The following is a 20,213-nucleotide window of genomic DNA, read 5'->3' as shown; positions in this document are numbered from 1 at the left end:
GGCATCACAGAAGCGAGGGCGCACCTCGCGGATGGGATGGCAGATCGCGCTGTACGCCCTTCTCATCGTCATCTCGCTCATCTACATCTACCCCTTCCTCGTTCAGCTCGGGACGTCCTTCAAGACGGATGCCGAAGCCGCCAGCAATCCCGTATCGCTCATTCCGCAGGTGTGGTCGACCGCGGCCTACGAGCGCCTGTTCCTGCGCAGCGATTTCCCCGTGTGGTTCCGCAACTCGGCGATCGTGACGATCAGCGTCACGATCCTGCGGGTGTTCTTCGTGTCGCTCGCGGGCTACGCCCTGGCGCGGCTGAACTTCCGCGGACGGGGCGTCGTGTTCGCCGCGGTCATCGCCGTGATGGCCGTCCCGAGCGTCGTGCTCCTCATCCCGCGGTTCCTCGTGATCAACCAGCTCGGCATCTACGACTCCTATGCGGGAATGATCCTGCCGCTGCTCGTCGACGCCGCGGGGGTGTTCATCATGAAGAACTTCTTCGAATCGATCCCCGTGTCGGTCGAGGAGCAGGCGCGGATCGACGGCGCGGGAACCTTCCGCATCTTCTGGTCCGTCGTCCTCCCGATGGCGCGGCCCGCGCTGATCACGATCATCATCCTGTCCTTCCAGGGATCGTGGAACGAGCTGTCGCACTTCATCGTCTCGACGCAGTCGCCCGAGCTGACGACCCTCACGAAAGGGGTCGCCGGGCTCGCCTCCGGTCAGCTGAGCCAGGGGACGCAGTATCCGCTGAAGCTGGCCGCGGCACTCATCATGACGATCCCGGTCGCCGTGCTCTTCTTCATCTTCCAGCGGAGGATCATGAACGCGAGCCAAGGGGCGGTGAAAGAGTGAGCGCCGGACTGCAGCCGTTCCTCTCGGACGCCGTCGTGGCGCTGCGCGCGCCCACCCAGGTGTGGTCAGGGCGCGACGGCGGCCTCGGCGCGCAGCCGATCGACGGCATCTACCACGGCGACACCCGCTTCGTGCGCGAAGCGCTGCTGACCTATTCGACCGCGGGCGGGGCATCCGTTCCCGAGGCCATCTCCGTCGGCGAGGTGTCGGCCTCGACGGTCTCGTTCACGGCGCTCCTCCGCGGCATCGACGACGACTGGCCCGACCCGAAGGTGCGCCTCGAGCGGGTCCGCACCGTCGAGCCCGGGGTCGTCCGCGAGCGGCTCACGGTGCGCTCGCATCTGACGGCTCCCGTGTCGACGAACCTGCGGCTGCGACTCGTGCCCGATTTCGCACCTCTCCAGGAGGTGAAGGCGGGGGTTCCGGGATCGGGGACGTGGACCGCGCACGGCGACGATCAGACGCTCCGTCTCGAGAGCGACGCGACGACGATGGTGCTCTCGGCGCCCGCCGCGCACCTGTCGTCGGAGGGCGAGGCCGTCGTCATCGAGTGGACGGTCGAGTGCCCTCCGCGCGGCGAGTGGTCGGCCGAGTGGACCGTCGAGCTCGACGACCCGGGTCTCATCGTCGCCCCCGCCGCGACAGAGCCGCGCTGGCGCGCAACAGGGGCCCCCGCCGCGAGCGACTCCCGGCTGCGCCGCTGGGTGGATCGCGCCCTCTCCGACCTCGACGCGCTGCGCCTCACGCTCCCCGGGTCACCTGATGAGTTCCTCGCGGCCGGCGCGCCGTGGTTCTTCACCCTCTTCGGACGCGACTCGCTGTGGGCCGCGCGGCTGCTGCTTCCCGTCGACCCGGGGATCGCGGCATCCACTCTCCGCGTGCTCGCACGGATGCAGGGGACGAAGGTCGATCGGACGACCGCGGAGGAGCCCGGCAAGATCCTTCACGAGCTGCGGGCGGGCGAACTCGCGATGCCGGGCGAGGGCATCGTGCTGCCGCCGGTGTACTACGGGACGGTGGACGCCACCCCCCTGTGGGTGTGTCTGCTGACCGAGGCCGCCGAAGCGGGCATGCCCGAGCCCGATGTGCGAGCCCTCGTGCCCGCGCTGCGCGCCGCGCTGGACTGGATCGTCTCGTCGGCGGGCGACGACGGGTTCCTCGACTACGTCGACGAGACGGGGCGAGGGCTGTCGAACCAGGGCTGGAAGGACTCCGGCGACTCCATCCAGTGGCGCGACGGAGCGCTCGCCCGGGGGCCCATCGCGCTCTGCGAGGTGCAGGGTTACGCCTACGAGGCCGCCGTCACGGGCGCACGGCTGCTGGAATCGCTCGGCGAGGACGGCGCGAGGCCCCTGCGCGAATGGGCGGCGGGTCTGCGCCGCCGGTTCGCCGAGCGCTTCTGGGTGACGACGTCCGAGGGCCGGTATCCGGCGATCGCCCTCGATCGCGACGGCCGCCCGGTCGACACCCTGACCTCGAACATCGGGCACCTTCTCGGCACCGGCATCCTCGATCCCGACGAGGCGCGCGAGGTCGCCCGCCTGCTGACGGGCGCGTCGATGACCTCCGGTTTCGGGATTCGGACGATGTCGACGGATGCCGCGGGCTTCTGGCCGCTCAGCTACCACGGCGGAAGCGTGTGGCCGCATGACACGGCCATCGCCGCTCACGGCATGGCACGCGAGGGGCTGCGTCACGAAGCCCTCGCCGTCGTCGACGGTCTCCTCGCCGCGGCCGAGACCTTCGCCTTCCGCGTGCCCGAGCTCTACTCGGGCGATGATCGCTCGACGACCCCGGCTCCCGCCCCGTACCCGGCCGCGTGCCGACCGCAGGCGTGGTCGGCCGCGGCCGCGATCACCTGCCGCGAGATCCTCGGCGTCTGATCGTGCTCAGGGATCCCGCCGGCCCCGAGGCTCGTCGCCACCTGTTCGGCCCCGGGGCACGGCCTCACCCCTCGAAGTGCGTCAGGATCCTCCCGACCACCTCCGCGCGTTCGTCGTCGGTCGCCAGCTGCTCGAGACCGAAGCCGAGCAGCAGTGTGTCGGGCGTCGCCGTCACACTGTAGAACGGACCCTCGGCGTCATAGCGAACGAAGTCGCTCGCGTTTCCGGCGCTGCCCTCCGGCGCCCCCAGCACCTGCCAGGCTCCAGTGCTCGTCTCGAAGCCCTCCGTCTCGGTGGCGGTGCCGTCGATGACGAGCATCGTGTCGTCGACCATGAGTCCCACCTCGCCGGTGAACGGGTCGGTCACGTAGCTGATCACGATCTCGACATCCTGGCCGGCGTACGCCGACAGGTCGAACGAGACCGGGATCCAGCCTCCCGAGTTCCCGGTGAAGGAGTTCCAGGCTCCGGTGTCACCGGTCGAGGCACACGGATTGCCGAGCGTCAGATAGTGGGTCAGCCACGGGTGCTCCTCGAGCAGGAAGCCGACCTCGCATTCCGCCGGTGCCGCGCTCGTCGTGCCGCCGTTCTCATCCACGAGCGTCGTCCACTCCGATGCGCCCGCGACGCGCGCCTCGACGATCACGTGGTCGTAGCCCAACTCGGTCGAGTACGAGAACTGCGCGTCGAACGTCGCCGTCTGCCCGGGCTCGAGCGCGGGAACCGTGTACGTGCGCGAGAGCCGCTGGTATGCGTCATCGACGTGCGATGCGAACATCGCCCATTCGCCGCCGACCGGGATGAACGGTCCGGACGGGCTCTGGTACTCGGCGGCCGCCCAGCTCTCGAACTGCGGGAACTGCTCGACCGGGAGGACCTCGCTCGTGGGTGTGAGCTGCCCGGCCTCGTCGATCGGGTTGTCCTCGACCGCGGGTCCGCCGAACAGCGCGTCGACACCGTCCAGCGGGTCGGCGATCCCGGTGATCCCGTCGCCGGCGACCGGTGTGCGGTCGTACGTGCCGAGCCAGTACTGGGTGAAGTCGTCGGCGAGGAGCAGGCAGTCCGAGAAGAAGTCCGACGTCACGACGCAGTCCTCCTCCGGCGCGCCGTCGAGGCCGTAGTAGATGCCGCCCAGCGCCGCCCCCAACTGGCCGTAGTAGGCGATGGTCTCGCCCGCGAGCGCGAGCTTGCCGCCTTCGTTGAGGAAGTCGCGGACCGCCATCGTGAGGTACTGCTGGCGCTCGGCGACCGACAGGTCGGTCACCTCGCCGAACAGGTACGTGTCGGTGAGCAGGTCTTCTTCGTCCTGCGTCAGCCGGTTGTCGCCGATGTACCAGACCACGGCGTCGTAGTGACTCAGGACCCCGAGGTCGTGCGGCACTCCGTCGACGTCGACGTCCCACACGTCCGGGGTCACGCCGTTGGCCACGAGGGCGTCGACGTGCTCGTCGAGGTACTTCGGTCCGTCGGCGTGGGGCGGCTCACCGTCGTTCACCGCGCCGGTGTAGTCCTCGTTCGCGATCACGAGCACCGAGTTGCCGGTGTCCTGAGCCACCTCGTAGGTGAAGTGGACGCTCTCCACTCGCTTGCCGGCGCTCGGGCCCTTGATGTCACGCGAGGACGGTTTCGCCGAGAACCACACCTCGACGCTGTCGCCCGGCTCAGCGCCGGCCACCGCACCGCGGTACTCGGCGTAGTAGTCGGTGTTCTCGTCGCCGTAGCGTTCTCCGCCTTGCCATTCCTCGACGGGGACGGAGACCGTGCTGCCGCCGTCGATGCGGTAGTTCATCTCCATCTTCGTCAGGTCGCGCTTGGCCCAGACGGCGACCGTCTGCGGGTCGCCGTACGACACCGAGAAGGTGTCGACGCGGAAGTCCTCGGCGTCGCGTCCGACCACCGAGACCGGGTCGTTCGGGTCCTTCGCCGACTCGGCGACGGCGAGCGCGAACGGGATGTTCTTCTCGAACTCGGTCTGGATCAGCTCTTCGTCGTCGGGGAAGTTGAATCCGCTCTCGCAGTCCTCGGCCTCCCACTCGTCGTCGGGCACCGAGTTCGATGCCGACTCGCACGTGGCCATCTCGGGGGTGAAGCCGAGCGTGCCGTAGGCCTCCTGCGCGTGGGAGTCGGTGTCGCCGTTGGTGGTGTAGAGCTCGGCCGAGATGTCGGGGTCGTAGCCGGGGACGGCGGGGTTCTCGTCGTCGCCGACCATCGCCTCGTAGATGACGTCATCGGGCGACGGCGTGGCGACCTGCCAGCCGATGCCGTGCAGCAGCAGTTCGGCGGCGGAGTGGTAGTTCACGAGGAACTCCGGCGTGACGCTCGCGAACAGTCCGTCCAGAGCCTGCGTCTCGGGCTCGGAGGCCGGTGCGGGGCCGCGATACGTCTCGGATCCGGGGCTGGGGGACGATCCCTCGTTGTCGTAGCCCCAGCGCGTCGGGAAGTTGCGGTTGAGGTCGACGCCGTCGCCGGGCGCGATCTGGCCGTCGCCGTTGTTGTCACGCACGTTCTTCCGCCAGAGCCGGAAGCCCTCCTGGAAGGTGAGGTCGTAGCCGTCAGGGTTCGCCACGGGCACGAACCAGAGCTCCGTCTTGTTGATGAGGTCGGTGATCTGCTTGTCGGTGCCGTACGAGGTGACGTAGTGGTCGAGGAGGCGCCGCACCATCTCGGGAGTGATCCACTCGCGCGCGTGCTGGGCGCCGACGTAGACGGTCGTGGGACGCTTGCCGTCCTTCTGGCTCTGGGCGTTGACCGTGAGCCGCACGGCACCGATGGGCTTGCCCTGCGTCGTCTGTCCGATGACACGGAACTCGGCGAACTTCGGGTGCGCCGCGGCGACGCTCTGCAGTTCCTCCAGCAGGCCTCCCTCGCCGCTGTACATGCGGAAGACGCCGTCTCCTGCGGCGAGCGCACGGCGCTGCGCACCGGGCTGCTTCTGCTCGAGCGCTGTTCCGCTCTTGGCCAGCTCCGCCGCCTGGTCGGGGCTCAGGATCACCTGCACACCGACTTCGCCGGGTGTGTCGCTCGCCGTGGTGACGATCTCGTGCCGATCGACACCGAGGTCGACGATCGCACCCAGGCTTGCGGCATCCACCGTCCCGCTGTAGACCGCGAGCGCGTCCGCCGGGGGCGGCGGCTCCGGACTCGCGACGGCAGGTGTCACAGCCAGACCTGTCACGATCAATGCTGCGGTGGTGGCGATGGCGAGCTGTCGGATCATGCGTAACCCCTTTGTACACGCGAGCTCAAGCCCGTGGTGACGCCGTCCCCCATAACCGCGCCGATACGGACCGACATCTGTCTACCCCCGCTGTCGGTGCGCGTCAAGCGCTCGCGGCGAGTGCGCTCGTGCGACTTCCTGGTTCGACGGATGCCGTGGGCAGGGCGCCTGCGGCTCGCAGACCGTCGCGGTCAATCGACCTTGGCCACGGTTCCGCCGGTGAGGCGCACCAGCTCGTCATAGGTCATCGGGAAAACCGTGTGCGGCGTGCCGCCCGCCGCCCAGATCTCCGGGTAGCGGGCGAGGTCTTCGTCGACGATCGTGCGCAGCGGCGACGGATGCCCGGTGGGGGCGACCCCGCCGATCGCCTGACCGGTCGCCTCGCGCACCTGCTCGGGCGTCGCGCGCTGGATCCTGCCGTGACCGAGGCGCGCGGCGAGCGCCGACGTGTCGACGCGGTGCGCCCCGCTCGTCATCACGAGCAGTGGCGCGCCGTCGCTGTAGAAGACCAGGCTGTTGGCGATCGCGCCGACCTCGACCCCGAGCGCCTCGGCGGCGAGGACCGCGGTGGACGCGGCATCCGGAAGCACCACGATGTCGCCCGGGATCCCGGCCGCGCGGATGGCGTCATGGACGAGGCGGCTGCGGGCGGGAAGCGAGGCGGGGATGGTCACCGCATCAGCCTAACGACGCCCCGCGCGCGAGGATCTCGCCGTGGGGCATGAGCAGCCAGCCGTCTTCGGCCGCCGCCCACTCGCGCCAGCCGTCCGAGATCCGCTGCAGCAGCGCATCGTCGGCACCCGTCGCGCGCGCCGAGTCCGCGAACGCCGAATGCAGGACGCGGTCGGCCCACGCGCCGCCCCACCATTCGCGATCGGCCGCGTTCTCGAAGAGCCAGAGCGACGCGGTGGGACGGATGTCGGCCAGGCCCGCCTCCTGTGCCCACGCCTTGAGCCGGCGGCCCGCCGCGGGCTCGCCCGCGACGCTGCGGTGGGTGGCGAGATACAGCTCGCGCCATTCGTCGAGTGCGGGGATCAGCGGGTACCAGATCACGCCGGCGTAGTCGACGTCGCGCGCGGCGACCAGGCCGTCCGGGCCGGCGACGCGCCCGAGCTCGCGCAGCATGTCGACCGGCCGGGCGACATGCTGCAGCACCTGGTGGGCGTGCACGACGTCGAACTCCCCGTCGTCGTGCGGGAGTGCGTACGCATCACCCGCTTCGAACGAGAGGTTGGCCGCGACGTGGTCGGCTGCGGCCTGCGCAACGACGTCGGCGGAGGCATCCATCCCGACGACACGACCGGGCGCGACACGCGCCGCGAGGTCCGCCGTGATCGTGCCCGGACCGCTCCCCACGTCGAGGATCGAGACGCCCGGCCGCAGATATGGCAGCAGGTAGGCCGCGGAGTTCTCCGCCGTGCGCCAGCGGTGCGTCCGCAGAACGCTCTCGTGGTGACCGTGCGTGTACGCGTCTGGCATTCGTCGATGGTACCGACGGCACGCACACTGATGAAGCCTGCGCAGACCCGCGGTGTCGGAGAATGCAATCTGCCCACCCGCCGCCGACACGGTTGAACAATTCGCAGAAGCAGTGTGCAATGGAGATGGATGCCGCAACGCCGCGGCGTCCGCAGCGCACTGCCCACGAGGCCCGCCGAAGGAAGTATCGCGATGACGCACACCCTGCCCCTGCCCGATTTCGCACACGAGCGGGTGGAGGTGATCACCGGCCGCCGCAGCGGCCTGTTCATCGCCGTCGCGCTGCACTCGTCCGTGCTCGGCTCCGCACTCGGCGGCGCGCGCCTGTGGACGTACCCGCACTGGAGCGACGCCCTGGGCGACGCGCTGCGGCTGTCGGCGGCCATGACCCTCAAGAACGCCGCGGCCGGCCTCGACGCCGGCGGCGGGAAGTCCGTCATCGCCCTGCCTACCGGCACCACGCTCGACACCGATCGTCGCCGGGCAGCCTTCCTCGACCTCGGCGACGCCGTCGAGTCGCTGCACGGCCTGTACCGCACCGCCGAGGACGTCGGCTCGACGACCGAGGACATGCTCGTCGTCAGCGAGCGCACCGAGCACGTCGTCGGGCTGCCCGACGCCGTCGGCGGCTCGGGCGAGCCCGCCGGGCCGACGAGCCTCGGCGTGTACGAGTCGCTCCGCGCGACGCTCGAGCGTGTGGCCGGCACGGCCGACGTGGACGGCCGGCGCATCACGATCTCGGGCCTCGGCCAGGTCGGCAGCCGCCTCGCGGTGCGCCTGTCGGCCGAGGGCGCGCGCCTCACGGTGACCGACGTCAATCCGGCCAAGCGCGACCTCGCCATCGAGCTCGGCGCCGACTGGATCGCGCCGGGCGAAGAGCACCTGGTCCCCGCCGACGTCTTCGTGCCGGCCGGCATCGGCGGGATCCTCACCGACGAGGTCATCGACGCGCTCGATGCCAAGGCCGTCTGCGGTCCCGCGAACAACCCGCTCGCCGACCACAGCGGCGCCGGCCGACTCGCCGGCCGCGGCATCCTGTACGCGCCCGACTTCGTCGTGAACGCGGGCGGTGTGATCTATCTCGACCTCGAGGCGAAGCGCCTCGGCACGCGCGCCGAGATCATGGAGCGCGTCGGGCAGATCGGCGACACCGTGCGCCGCATCTTCGACGAGGCGGAGGCCCGCGGCGTCACGCCGCTCGAAGCCGCCGAGGGCCTCGCCGCCGAGCGCCTGGCGGCCGGCGGCCGTCAGCCCGCACTGGCGCACTGATACGGCCCGCGCCCGGCCATGGAGGGGGTGGCCGGGCGCGGTGCGTCGGTCGGTGGCACTGCGTTCCACGATTCGCGGAATCGCGTTCCACAATCCTCGATGCGGATGGCATGATGGTCGCACGCCGGGCCGTGCCCGCCGATGATGACCGTCATGCCGCCCGATCGAAGGAGATCCGGTGTTCACCAGTCCCGAAGCCGATGTCGAGATTCCCGAACTCGACGTCTACGACTACCTGTTCGCAAGCCTGACCGACGAGGAGCTGGGGCGCGTCGCGCTCATCGATCCCGCGACCGGCGCCGAGACCACCTATGGGGCGCTGCGCACGCAGATCGACCTCTTCGCGGGCGCGCTCGCGGCCCGCGGTGTCGGCGTCGACACCGTCCTCGGCCTGCTGTGCCCGAACGTCCCCGCGTTCGCCACCGTGTTCCACGGCATCCTCCGCGCGGGTGCCACGGTCACCACGGTCAACTCGCTGTACACGGCGGGTGAGATCGAGAAGCAGCTGCGGGATGCCGGGGCGACCTGGCTCGTCACGGTGAGCCCGCTGCTCCCCCAGGCGTCCGCCGCCGCCGAGGCCGTCGGCATCCCTCACGAACGCGTCATCGTGCTCGACGGCGCATCGGGCCACCCGAATCTCCGGGAGCTGCTCACCGAGGGGGCTCCCGCATCCGACGTCTCGTTCGACCCCGCGACGCACATCGCGGTGCTCCCGTACTCCTCGGGCACGACCGGCGTCCCCAAGGGCGTCATGCTGACGCACCGCAACCTCGTGGCGAACGTCGCGCAGTGCCGCGTCGCGCTCGACCTCGCCGAGACCGACCGCGTGCTCGCCGTGCTGCCCTTCTTCCACATCTACGGCATGACGGTGCTGCTGAACCTCGCGCTGCGTCAGCGCGCGAGCCTCGTGACGATGCCGAAGTTCGACCTCGTCGAGTTCCTCACGAACATCCAGAAGTTCCAGTGCACGTACCTGTACATCGCGCCGCCGATCGCGGTCGCGCTGGCCAAGCACCCGATCGTCGACCAGTTCGACATCTCGAGCGTGCGCACGGTCTTCTCGGGGGCGGCTCCGCTCGACGGCGAGACCGCCGAGACCGCGGGGCGCCGCATCAACGCGCGCATGATGCAGGGCTACGGCATGAGCGAGCTGAGCCCCGTGTCGCACGCGATGCCGGTCGACCGCCACGACATCCCGGTGAGCTCCGTCGGCGTCATGCTGCCCAACACGCTCAACAAGCTCATCGACACCGAGACAGGTGAGGAGATCACCGAGCTCGGCCCGGACGGCGTCACGAAGGCGGGCGAGCTGTGGGTCAAGGGGCCCAACGTCATGCTCGGCTACCTGAACCAGCCGCAGGCGACGGCCGAGACGCTCGACGCCGACGGGTTCCTCCACACCGGCGACATCGCCGTCTACCACGAGGGCGGCTACTTCTCGATCGTCGACCGCGTGAAGGAGCTCATCAAGTACAAGGGCTACCAGATCGCTCCGGCAGAGCTCGAGGCACTCCTCCTCGGCCACCCGAAGGTGATGGATGCTGCGGTCATCGGCGTGCTCGACGACGATCGGCAGGAGATCCCCAAGGCCTTCATCGTCGCCGCCCCCGACTCCGGGCTCACCGAGGACGAGGTCATGGCGTTCGTTGCCGAGCAGGTCGCGCCGCACAAGAAGGTGCGCCGCGTCGAGTTCATCGGGGCGATCCCGAAGTCCAGCGCGGGCAAGATCCTCCGCAAGGACCTCCGCTCCCGCGAGGCCGCCACGGTCTGACGCCGCACCGTTTCCGGTGCGAACGGATGCCTCGGCGAACGCGTTTCGCCGAGGCATCCGTGCGTGCGGCCGCTAGTTTGGCGCCATGGAAGGACTCTGGCTCGCGGCGCTGAGCGGCCTCATCGGCGGCGGCACGCTGCTCGTCGGTGCGGCGGTCGCCTGGTACGTGAACATCCCGCAGCGCGTCGTCGCCGCGATCATGGCCGTCGGCGCGGGCGTGCTGATCTCGACGCTCGCCTTCGAGCTCGTGGAGGAGGCCGCGGCCGACGGCGGCCTCGTGCCGACCACGATCGGCTTCCTCGGCGGCGCAGTCCTCTATATCGTCGCCGACCAGCTGATCTCCCGGCGCAGCAAGCAGCCGGCCGCCGGCTCCACTCAGATCGACGCCGCCTCGGTCACCGAGTACTCCGACGGCGACGCGGTCTCCGCGAACATCGTGGCGCGCCGTGCCGGGGCGCAGGCGGTGAGCGGGGCCGGACTCGTGATCGCGGTCGGCGCGCTGATCGACGGCATCCCGGAATCCATCGTCATGGGACTGTCGGTGCTGCAGGGCGGCATCAGCATCCCGATCGTAGCGGCGATCGCGATCAGCAACTTCCCCGAGGGACTCGGCTCGACCGCCGCCCTCAAGCGCGGCGGCTCGAGTGGGCGGTACGTCGCCCTGCTGTGGAGCGGGATCGCACTGGTCACGGTGGTCGCCTCGGTGCTGGGCTACGTCGCGTTCCAGTCGGCGTCTCCGAGCCTCATCGCCCTCATCACGACGATTGCCGCCGGCGGCCTCCTCGCGATGGTGTGCAACACGATGATCCCCGAGGCGTTCGACGAGCAGCACGCCCTCACCGGCCTGTGGGCGACGATCGGCTTCCTCGCTGCGTTCCTGCTGCACGAGCTCGCCTGAGCCCGGCGGAGCGGGAACGTCGTCCTACGCGGTGGCCCAGAGGTCGTCGTCGTCAGCGGCGCCGGGTGCCTCGACCGACAGGCCGTGCAGCAGCTCGAGCGCGGCGCGGGCCTCGTCGATGCGACCCTCGACGGCGAGCTGGCGGATGCGCACCGACGGGCGGTGCAGAAGCACGCCCGCGAGATGGCGCAGGGCGGCCTCGACGTCGTCGCCGGCGCCGCGCGAGCGGGCCCGGGCGATCTCGTCGTCGACGATCTTCAGCACGTCAGCGCGCAGAGCCGTGATCGCGGGGCCCGCCTCACGGTCGGCGTGGAACTCGGTGGCCGCATCGCCCACGATCGCCCGCGCGTCGGCGTGCGCGCTGAACTCCTGCAGCGGAGCGTGCAGGCGGATGGTCTCGAGGTCGAGCAGCTCGACCCCCTCGACCGCGCCGACGGCGGGATCGACGTTGCGCGGAAGCCCGAGGTCGATGACGAGCACGCGGCGCCCCGGGGTGAACGCGTCGGCGTGCACGACGGCGTCGGCCGTGCAGGTGATGACGACGTCGGCGGTGGCGACCTCGGCTGCGAAGTCCGACACGGGGATCAGCCCGTGCTGCGCGGCGAACGCCTCGGCGCGACCGGAGGGCGAGAAGACGTGGATGTCGCCGGCACCGCGGGCGCGCAGCGCCTCGACGGTGCGGACGGCGTACTTGCCGGTTCCGACGAGAACGATCTTCGCGGCCGCCCACTCCGCGACGCGGCTCGACGCCAGCTCGAGAGCGAGACGGACGAGCGAACGGTGCGCTCCGCGCAGCTGGGTGCGGTTGCGCACGCCGCGGCTGGTGTGGGTCGCCTTCTGGAACAGACGCTCCAGCTCGCTCGAGGTCATGCCGTCGGCGCGGGCGGCGTCGAGAGCGCGACGCACCTGACCCGAGATCTCGTCTTCGCCCACCGACATCGACTCGAGACCGCTGGTGACGGCGAAGAGGTGGGCCGCAGCATCCGCCCCCTGGTGAACCGCGACCGACGCGCGCAGCAGGTCGACGTCGACGCCGGACGCGTCGGCCATCGCCTCGATGACCGACTCGGCCGCGACCGCCTCGCCGCCCGTGAGCGGCTCGTCGATGTCGAGATAGGCCTCGAACCGGTTGCAGGTGGCGAGCACGACGGCGCCCGAGACGAAGATCTCGTCGTCCACGAGGGCACGCGTCGCCGTGGGCGCCCCCACAGAGAGACGCTCCAGGATGTCGAGGCTCGCGTTCCGATGGTTCGCGGTCAGACAGAGGAGCACAGACCTAATCTTAACGTGTGTCGTTGCATGACTCCCACCCTTCCGTCCTTCAGAGAAACGATCCCCCCGCGCTGATACGCGCGTATCGCGGCGAACGGCCGGCTCGCACGCCGGTCTGGTTCATGCGTCAGGCGGGTCGATCGCTGCCCGAGTACCGTGAGCTGCGGGTGGGCACCGACATGCTCGACGCGTGCCTCGACCCCGAGCTCGCCAGCGAGATCACGCTGCAGCCGGTGCGCCGGCACGGCGTCGACGCCGGCATCTTCTTCAGCGACATCGTGATCCCGGTGCGCCTGTCGGGCGTCGACGTGCGCATCGTCGCGGGGCGCGGACCGGTGCTCGAGAACCCCGTCCGGACGGCGGCGGATGTCGCGTCCCTGCCTCCGCTCGACCCCGAAGCGCTCGCTCCCATCCGCGACGCCGTCGCACTCACGGTCGCCGAGCTCGGCACGACCCCGCTCATCGGCTTCGCGGGCGCTCCGTACACGCTGGCGTCGTACCTCGTCGAGGGCGGCCCGTCGAAGGAGCAGCTCAAGACGCGCGCGCTCATGCACTCCGACCCCGAGACGTGGGCCGCGCTGCTGACGTGGTGTGCGGGGATCACCGGCCAGTTCCTGGCCGCCCAGATCGAGGCGGGCGCGTCGGCGGGGCAGCTGTTCGACTCGTGGGCGGGCTCGCTCAGCCTCGCGGACTACACACAGCACGTCGCGCCGTTCTCCGCCCTCGCGCTCGACGCCGTGCGGCACCTGGACGTGCCGCTCGTGCACTTCGGCGTCGGCACCGGGGAGCTCCTCGCCGCGATGCGGGACGTCGGCGTCGACACGGTCGGCGTGGACTGGCGCCTCCCGCTCGACGAGGCCGTCCGCCGGCTCGGACCCGACGTCTCGGTGCAGGGCAACATCGACCCGGCCCTTCTGCGCGCACCGTGGCCGGTGCTCGAGGCGCACATCGTCGACGTGCTCGAGCGGGGCCGCGCCGCGCGCGGGCACGTGGTCAACCTCGGCCACGGCGTCCCGCCCGACACCGACCCGACCGTGCTCACGCGCATCGTGGAGTTCGTGCACGCGCATGGCTGACTTCTCCGTCGTCGGCGGCGGGGTGGCGGGGCTCGTCGTCGCGCGCCGGCTCGCCGCCTCGGGCGCCTCCGTGGCGGTGTTCGAGGCATCCGACCATCTCGGCGGCACGGTCGCGCGGCACGAGGTCGGCGGGCTCGGCCTCGACGCCGGCGCCGAGAGCTTCGCGGTGCGCGGCGGCGCGGTCGAGGCGCTGCTGGCCGAGCTCGGCCTCGTCGGCGACATCGTTGCCCCGGCCCCGGGACCGGCGTGGCTGCAGCCCGTGACAGGCGACGCCGTCCCGTTGCCGGCGACCGCGCTGCTCGGCATCCCGGCGGATCCGCTCGCCGCCGACGTCGTGCGCGTCGTCGGACTCGCCGCCGCCGAGCGTGCGGCCGAGCTCGACGCCCGGCCGGTCGGCGAGGTGCCGGCGACCCTCGACGCCCTCGTGCGCGAGCGCCACGGCGCCGAGATGCTCGACCGGCTCGTCGCCCCGGTCGTGCACGGCGTGCACTCGCAGCACCCCGACGAGCTCCCGGTCGCGCGCGCCCATCCCGGGCTCGCCGACGCCGTCGTGAGTGCCGGGTCGCTCAGCGGCGCGGTCGCACGCCTGCGCGCGGCCGCTCCCCCGGGCGCCGCGGTCGCGGGGATCCGCGGCGGCATCCATCGGCTCGTGCCGGCGCTTGCCGACGACGTCGCGCGGCGGGGCGGCGACCTCCGCCTCGAGACGCGCGTCGGCGACCTCGCCGCGCTCGACGGCACCGTGATCGCCGCGGCCCCGGGTGTGGCCGCCCCCGCCGCGGCGGGTCGCCGCATCGACCTCGTGACCCTCGTCGTCGAGCAGGAGGAGTTGGATGCCGCGCCCCGCGGCACCGGACTGCTCGTCGCCGCGGGGGCACCGGTGGGCGCCCGCGCGCTCACCCACGCGACCGCGAAGTGGGAGTGGCTCCGCGCAACCGCCGCCGGACGCCATGTGGTCCGCCTTTCGTACGACGAGACGCCTGCCGACCCGGTCGCCGCGGCCGTCGCCGACGCGGAGACGCTGCTCGGCGTGCGCCTGCCCGTCGTGGCCGACGCCGCCCACGTGTTCTGGGTGCGGCCGGCCGCAGCATCCTCCGTCCCGTCCGACGTGACGGTCGTCGGCGAGACGGTGGCGGGCTCCGGCCTCGCCAGCATCGTCGCCCACGCCGAGCGCACCGCCGCCGCGCTCCTCGCCCGCTGACGCGTGGATGGAAACGGCCTTCCGGGAAACGTTGGACGGACGGGGTGAAAAGATAGAGCTATGACCGACGTCGCGGCGAACTCCCCCACTGAAACCCTCGGCTACACCCTGTGGGCGGTCTTCCGCCGCGACGCCGCCCAGCCCGCTCCCGCCGGCGACCTGACGGCCGCGGTCGCCGAGGTCGAGGCATCCGGAGTCGTCGTCCGCGGGTTCTACGACGTGTCGGGCCTGCGCGCCGACGCCGACCTCATGATCTGGCTCACGGGTGTCGGCATCGCCCCCGAGGTGCTGCAGTCCGCGCTGCGCACGCTCCGCCGCGCCGAGCCGCTCGCCTCGCTCGTGCCGGTCTGGAACGCGATGGGCGTGCATCGCGACGCCGAGTTCACCGCCAGCCACCTGCCCGCGTTCATGCGCGACAAGGACCCGGAGGCGTGGCTCACGGTCTACCCGTTCGTCCGCTCGTACGACTGGTACATCCTGCCCGACGACGAGCGCCGTCAGATGCTCGCCGACCACGGCCGCAAGGGCGCCGCGCACCGCAGCGTGCTCAGCAACACCGTGGCCAGCTTCGCGCTCGGCGACTACGAGTGGATCCTGGCCCTCGAGGCGCCCGAGCTCGTCGAGCTCGTCGACCTCATGCGCGATCTCCGTCAGACCGAGGCCCGTCGCCACGTCCGCGAGGAGGTGCCGTTCTACACCGGACGCCGCATCAGCCCTGACGAGATCGCAGAGGTGCTGGCGTGACCACCCTCCGCATCGGCACGCGCGGGAGCACGCTCGCGCTGACGCAGACCGGCATGGTCGCCGACGACCTCGCCGACGCGTACGGCGTGACGACCGAGCTCGTCACGATCACCACCGACGGCGACCGCTCGAACGAGCCGCTGTCGCGCGCCGGCGGCACGGGTCTGTTCACCGGCGCCCTCCGCGACGCGCTGCTCGCCGGCGAGTGCGACGTCATCGTCCACTCGCTCAAGGACCTCCCCACGGCACCACACGATCAGCTCGTCGTCGCCGCGATGCCCGCGCGCGAGGATCCGCGCGACGCCCTCATCGCGCGCGACGGCCTCACTCTCGACGAGCTCCCCGCAGGCGCCCGCGTCGGCACGGGGTCGCCTCGCCGCATGGCGCAGCTGCGCGCGCGACGCCCCGACCTCGAGGTGGTCGACATCCGCGGCAACGTCGACACGCGCCTCGGCAAGGTGACGAGCGGGGAGCTGGATGCCGTGATCCTCGCCGCGGCCGGCCTCACCCGCATCGGCCGCACCGACGTCGTGACCGAGTTCCTCGACGCCGACCGGTGGCCGACCGCTCCCGGGCAGGGCGCGCTCGCGGTCGAGGTGCGCCGCGGCGAGGAGCACCTCGTCGACCGGCTCGACCATGCCGAGACCCGTGCGGCCGTCGAGGCCGAGCGCGAGGTGCTCGCCCTCCTCGAGGCCGGCTGCTCCGCCCCCGTCGGTGCGCGCGCCGTCGTCGACGCCGGGCTCCTCCTGCTCTCCGCGAGCGTCTACAGCCTCGACGGAACGACGATCCTCACGTCGTCGCACGCCACCGTATGGCCCGAGGACGAGGGCGATCCGTCGCGCGAGGTCGCAGCATCCGTCGCCCGTGAACTGCTCGATGCCGGCGCCGCCGGCCTGACGGGAGAACGCCCGTGACCGGATACTCCCCCGTAGACCGGCCCCGCCGCCTGCGCCAGACCCCCGCGATGCGGCGCCTCGTGTCGGAGACGCGGCTGCACCCTGCCGAGCTGATCCTGCCGATGTTCGTGCGCGAGGGCATCACCGAGCCGATGCCGATCTCCTCCATGCCCGGTGTCGTGCAGCATTCGACCGAGAGCCTCAAGAAGGCGGTGACGGATGCTGCCACCGCCGGCATCGGCGGCATCATGCTGTTCGGCGTGCCCGAGCACAAGGACGCCGTCGGCTCCGGGGCGACCGATCCCGACGGCATCCTCAACGCCGCGACCCGCATCGCCGTCGCCGAGGCGGGCGACGCGCTCGTCGTGCAGACCGACCTGTGCCTCGACGAGTTCACCGACCACGGCCACTGCGGCGTGCTCGACGCGCGCGGCCGCATCGACAACGACGCCACGCTCGAGCGCTACCGCGACATGGGCGTCGCGCAGGCCGAGGCCGGCTCCCAGCTGCTGGGGCTGTCGGGCATGATGGACGGCCAGGTCGCCGCGGTGCGCGACGCGCTCGACGACACGGGCTTCGAGGACACCCCGATCCTGGCATACGCCGCCAAGTACGCCTCGGCGTTCTACGGTCCCTTCCGCGAGGCCGTGCAGTCCTCGCTCGAGGGCGACCGCCGCGCGTACCAGCAGGATCCCGCCAACCGCCGCGAGGGCGCCCGCGAGCTCGACCTCGACCTCGCGGAGGGCGCCGACATCGTGATGGTCAAGCCGGCGATGAGCTACCTCGACGTGCTCGCGGACGCCGCCGCCGTCAGTCCCGTGCCCGTCTGGGCCTACCAGGTGTCGGGCGAGTACGCGATGATCGAGGCGGCTGCCGCCCACGGCTGGATCGACCGCCGCCGCGCGGTCGAGGAGTCGGTGATCAGCATCCGCCGCGCCGGTGCCGATGCCGTGCTGACCTACTGGGCGCTGGAGCTTGCGAGGTGGATCCGATGACGACCAACGCACAGGAGTTCGCCCGCGCCCGCGGAGCGATGCCCGGTGGAGTCAACTCGCCGGTGCGCGCGTTCGGCTCGGTGCACGAGACGCCGCGCTTCTTCGTGGCGGCGTCCGGACCGTACGTCACCGACGTCGAGGGTCGCGAATACGTCGACCTCGTCGGCTCGTGGGGTCCCGCGATCCTCGGGCACGCCCACCCCGCCGTCGTGCAGGCGGTTCAGGATGCCGCGGCCCACGGCCTCGGCTTCGGCGCGAGCACGCCGGGCGAGACGGAGCTGGCGGAGCTCATCGCCTCGCGTGTGACACGCGACGGCGCGCACCCCGTCGAGCGCGTGCGCCTGGTGTCCACCGGCACCGAGGCCACGATGACCGCGATCCGCCTCGCGCGCGGAGCCACGGGTCGCGACCTCATCGTGAAGTTCGCGGGGCACTACCACGGTCACTCGGACGGCTTGCTGGCCGAGGCGGGGTCGGGCGTGGCGACGCTCGCGATGCCGGGCTCGGCAGGCGTTCCCGCGCCGATCGCCGCGCAGACGCTGGTCATCCGCTACAACGACCTCGACGCGGTGCGCGAGGTCTTCGAAGCCCGCGGCGGCGACATCGCGGCCGTCATCGTCGAGGCGGCCCCCGCGAACATGGGCATCGTGCCTCCGGCGCACGGCTTCAACGCCGCCCTCGCCGACATCGCCCACGAGCATGGTGCCCTGCTCATCCTCGATGAGGTGCTCACCGGCTTCCGGGTGGGTCCCGCCGGATGGTACGGCATCGACCCGGTGCCGTTCTCGCCCGATCTCATCACGTTCGGCAAGGTCGTCGGCGGAGGGCTGCCTCTCGCCGCGCTGGGCGGCTCCGCCGCCCTGATGGAGCTGCTCGCGCCGCTCGGTCCGGTGTACCAGGCCGGCACGCTGAGCGGGAATCCGCTCGCGGTCGCGGCCGGCCGCACGACTCTCGACCACCTGGATGCCGACGCCTATGCCCGCATCGACGCCGCGTCGTCGACGATCGCCGAGGCGGCGGCATCCGCCCTCTCCGACGCCGGCGTCACGCACGTCGTGCAGCGCGCGGGCAACCTGTTCTCGATCCAGTTCTCGGCCGAACCCCCCGTCGACTACGACACGGTGAAGGCGCAGGAGGCGTTCCGCTACCCGCCGTTCTTCCGCGCGATGCTCGCCCAGGGCGTCTCGCTGCCGCCGTCGGTGTTCGAGGCCTGGTTCGTGTCAGCCGCGCACGACGACACCGCCGTGGGCCGCATCGTCGACACCCTGCCCGCTGCCGCACGGGCCGCTGCGGAGGCCGTCCCCGACTGACGGGGTCAGTCGCCGGACTCGACCAGCGGGTGGCCCGCGGCGGCGGCGAGCGCGTCGGCGATATGCACCGCCGGGTCCTCGCAGGGGCCGGTCGTGCGCCCACCGGGTGTGGTCGGCGCCTCTGCCGGGCACTCTCCCGACTTGATGTCGCTGTCGACCATCACGATGAGCGTGGTCCCCGACTCGGCGTGATGCTGCACCACGGTGTTGTATCCCGGCAGCTCGCCGGTGTGGCCGTACCATCCGAGCGCGAGGCCGAGCCCGAGCCCGTACGCCCGCGCCTCGGACTGCGGGGCTTCCTCGCCGGGCGCGAGGTACACGGGGATGTCGAAGTCGAACGAGTCGAGTCGTGTCGCCTGCCACTCCGGCGACAGGATGCCCTCACCCGTGGCCAGGGCCTCGCCCCACGCCAGCAGGTCGTCGAGGTCGGAGATCATCGCCCCCGCCGACCAGCCCCACGACGGGTTCCAGTCCGTGGCCTCGACGGGAAGGTGGTCGTCGGTCCCCTGGGTCGTGTAGCCGTGCGCGTGCGGGTCGGGGAACGACGCATCCGTCGGGAAGAAGGTCGCTGACAACCCGAGCGGCTCGGTGATCTGCTCGCGCATGACGTCCTCGATGGGCGTGCCGGCAACCTGCTCGATGACCATGCCGAGGAGCACGGTGTTCGTGTTCGAGTAGAACGTCATCGTCCCCGGCGGGTACATCGGCTCGGTGCCCTTGACGAGATCGACCAGCTCCTGCGGGGTCCACACATGGTTCGGGTCGCTGAACAGCGTGTCCTGGAACGACTGATCGAAGGTGTACGACGGGATGCCGCTGCGCATCGCGGCGAGGTCGTACAGCGTCGCGTCGCCGTTGGGCATGCCGGGGATGTACATCTCGATCGGATCGGCGAGCGAGAGCGCGCCCTGCTCGGCGAGCTGCAGGAGGGCGGTGATCGTGAAGGTCTTTGTGACGCTGCCGACCCGCTGGTTGACGTCCGCGGCCATGGGGACGGTCTCGTCCCAGTCCTGGTAGCCGATCGTCGCCGCCCACGTCCCCTCGGGAGTGCGGATCGCCATGACCGCGCCCGGGGCGCTGACGCCGCCGAAGGCCTCGGTGGCGGCCGCGCCGAGCGCGTCGCCCAGGTCGCCGCCGAGCCCGTCCTCGACGACGGCGAGGGCGCCGCCTGTGGGAGTCGCCGACGGAGCCGCATCAGGCTCAGGGCTCGCGCATGCGGTCAGCGCGGCGGTGACGGCGACCACGAGAGACAGCGCGAACATGGTCGGGAGAGCAGCGGATCTCGGCACGGTATGGCCCCCATCGGTCGAGCATCGAGCGCCCTCCCCCAGGTGGGCGCTCCACCATCCTTAGCG

Annotated in this window: 16 protein-coding genes; 11 read left to right on the top strand and 5 right to left on the bottom strand. The window is 71.4% G+C overall.

The genetic code is table 11. The features are described 5' to 3' along the window. Positions 1–31: 31 nt before the first annotated feature. Together ACFQ7C_RS03185 and ACFQ7C_RS03180 are read left to right on the top strand one after the other, a co-directional pair. Positions 32–850, top strand: coding sequence for a carbohydrate ABC transporter permease (locus tag ACFQ7C_RS03185; RefSeq protein WP_378898272.1), 819 nt, complete (start codon positions 32–34; stop codon positions 848–850). Next, positions 847–2,733: a glycogen debranching N-terminal domain-containing protein gene (locus ACFQ7C_RS03180; protein ID WP_378897809.1), complete on the top strand. Its 1,887-nt coding sequence runs from the start codon at positions 847–849 to the stop codon at positions 2,731–2,733. The genes ACFQ7C_RS03185 and ACFQ7C_RS03180 overlap by 4 nt, the downstream gene beginning before the upstream one ends. Before the next feature lie 64 nt (positions 2,734–2,797). Here the strand turns inward: ACFQ7C_RS03180 and ACFQ7C_RS03175 are convergent, their stop codons facing one another. From ACFQ7C_RS03175 to ACFQ7C_RS03165, 3 genes are all read right to left on the bottom strand, one after another. Next, on the bottom strand, positions 2,798–5,950 hold the full coding sequence (locus ACFQ7C_RS03175; protein ID WP_378897806.1) for a M14 family zinc carboxypeptidase: 3,153 nt from the start codon (positions 5,948–5,950) through the stop codon (positions 2,798–2,800). 191 nt (positions 5,951–6,141) lie between these two features. Beyond that, positions 6,142–6,618 (bottom strand): YbaK/EbsC family protein, encoded by a 477-nt coding sequence (locus tag ACFQ7C_RS03170; RefSeq protein WP_378898271.1) that lies wholly within the window; start codon positions 6,616–6,618, stop codon positions 6,142–6,144. A gap of 10 nt (positions 6,619–6,628) precedes the next feature. Beyond that, on the bottom strand, positions 6,629–7,429 hold the full coding sequence (locus ACFQ7C_RS03165; protein WP_378897804.1) for a methyltransferase domain-containing protein: 801 nt from the start codon (positions 7,427–7,429) through the stop codon (positions 6,629–6,631). A gap of 192 nt (positions 7,430–7,621) precedes the next feature. Between ACFQ7C_RS03165 and ACFQ7C_RS03160 the strand changes: the two genes are divergently transcribed. From ACFQ7C_RS03160 to ACFQ7C_RS03150, 3 genes are all read left to right on the top strand, one after another. Then, the gene (locus tag ACFQ7C_RS03160; protein WP_378897802.1) at positions 7,622–8,698 is read left to right on the top strand and encodes a Glu/Leu/Phe/Val dehydrogenase dimerization domain-containing protein; all 1,077 of its coding nucleotides are present in this window, start codon (positions 7,622–7,624) and stop codon (positions 8,696–8,698) included. Between the two features lie 178 nt (positions 8,699–8,876). Continuing rightward, a complete protein-coding gene (locus ACFQ7C_RS03155) occupies positions 8,877–10,469 on the top strand; it encodes an AMP-binding protein (protein ID WP_378897799.1) in 1,593 nt (530 codons plus the stop codon). 85 nt (positions 10,470–10,554) lie between these two features. Then, positions 10,555–11,367, top strand: coding sequence for a ZIP family metal transporter (locus tag ACFQ7C_RS03150; RefSeq protein ID WP_378897796.1), 813 nt, complete (start codon positions 10,555–10,557; stop codon positions 11,365–11,367). A 24-nt stretch (positions 11,368–11,391) separates the two neighbouring features. Here ACFQ7C_RS03150 and ACFQ7C_RS03145 read toward each other — a convergent pair whose 3' ends face one another. After that, a complete protein-coding gene (locus ACFQ7C_RS03145) occupies positions 11,392–12,639 on the bottom strand; it encodes a glutamyl-tRNA reductase (protein WP_378897793.1) in 1,248 nt (415 codons plus the stop codon). Positions 12,640–12,656: 17 nt separating this feature from the next. On the opposite strand from ACFQ7C_RS03145, the gene hemE reads away from it, so the two are divergent. From hemE to hemL, 6 genes are read left to right on the top strand one after another with little or no spacing between them, the layout of a single operon-like run. Next, the gene (gene hemE / locus ACFQ7C_RS03140) at positions 12,657–13,715 is read left to right on the top strand and encodes a uroporphyrinogen decarboxylase (RefSeq protein ID WP_378897790.1); all 1,059 of its coding nucleotides are present in this window, start codon (positions 12,657–12,659) and stop codon (positions 13,713–13,715) included. Continuing rightward, positions 13,708–14,913 (top strand): protoporphyrinogen/coproporphyrinogen oxidase, encoded by a 1,206-nt coding sequence (locus ACFQ7C_RS03135; protein WP_378897787.1) that lies wholly within the window; start codon positions 13,708–13,710, stop codon positions 14,911–14,913. The genes hemE and ACFQ7C_RS03135 overlap by 8 nt, the downstream gene beginning before the upstream one ends. Before the next feature lie 60 nt (positions 14,914–14,973). Then, complete coding sequence (hemQ, locus tag ACFQ7C_RS03130; RefSeq protein ID WP_378897785.1) at positions 14,974–15,657, top strand: hydrogen peroxide-dependent heme synthase; 684 nt, start codon at positions 14,974–14,976, stop codon at positions 15,655–15,657. After that, entirely contained in the window at positions 15,654–16,571 is a 918-nt protein-coding gene (gene hemC / locus ACFQ7C_RS03125) for a hydroxymethylbilane synthase (protein WP_378897782.1), read from the top strand. The genes hemQ and hemC overlap by 4 nt, the downstream gene beginning before the upstream one ends. Beyond that, positions 16,568–17,548: a porphobilinogen synthase gene (gene hemB, locus ACFQ7C_RS03120; protein ID WP_378897779.1), complete on the top strand. Its 981-nt coding sequence runs from the start codon at positions 16,568–16,570 to the stop codon at positions 17,546–17,548. The genes hemC and hemB overlap by 4 nt, the downstream gene beginning before the upstream one ends. Then, a complete protein-coding gene (gene hemL, locus ACFQ7C_RS03115) occupies positions 17,545–18,858 on the top strand; it encodes a glutamate-1-semialdehyde 2,1-aminomutase (RefSeq protein ID WP_378897776.1) in 1,314 nt (437 codons plus the stop codon). The genes hemB and hemL overlap by 4 nt, the downstream gene beginning before the upstream one ends. A 5-nt stretch (positions 18,859–18,863) precedes the next feature. On the opposite strand, the gene ACFQ7C_RS03110 is transcribed toward hemL, so the two are convergent. After that, on the bottom strand, positions 18,864–20,120 hold the full coding sequence (locus tag ACFQ7C_RS03110) for a serine hydrolase domain-containing protein (protein WP_378897773.1): 1,257 nt from the start codon (positions 20,118–20,120) through the stop codon (positions 18,864–18,866). Positions 20,121–20,213 lie beyond the last annotated feature (93 nt).

The organism is Microbacterium sp. NPDC056569 (assembly GCF_042793475.1).
Classification (GTDB): Bacteria; Actinomycetota; Actinomycetes; order Actinomycetales; family Microbacteriaceae; genus Microbacterium.
The sequence above is the reverse complement of the archived record's forward strand: the minus strand, read 5'-3'. Positions and strand labels throughout refer to the sequence as shown.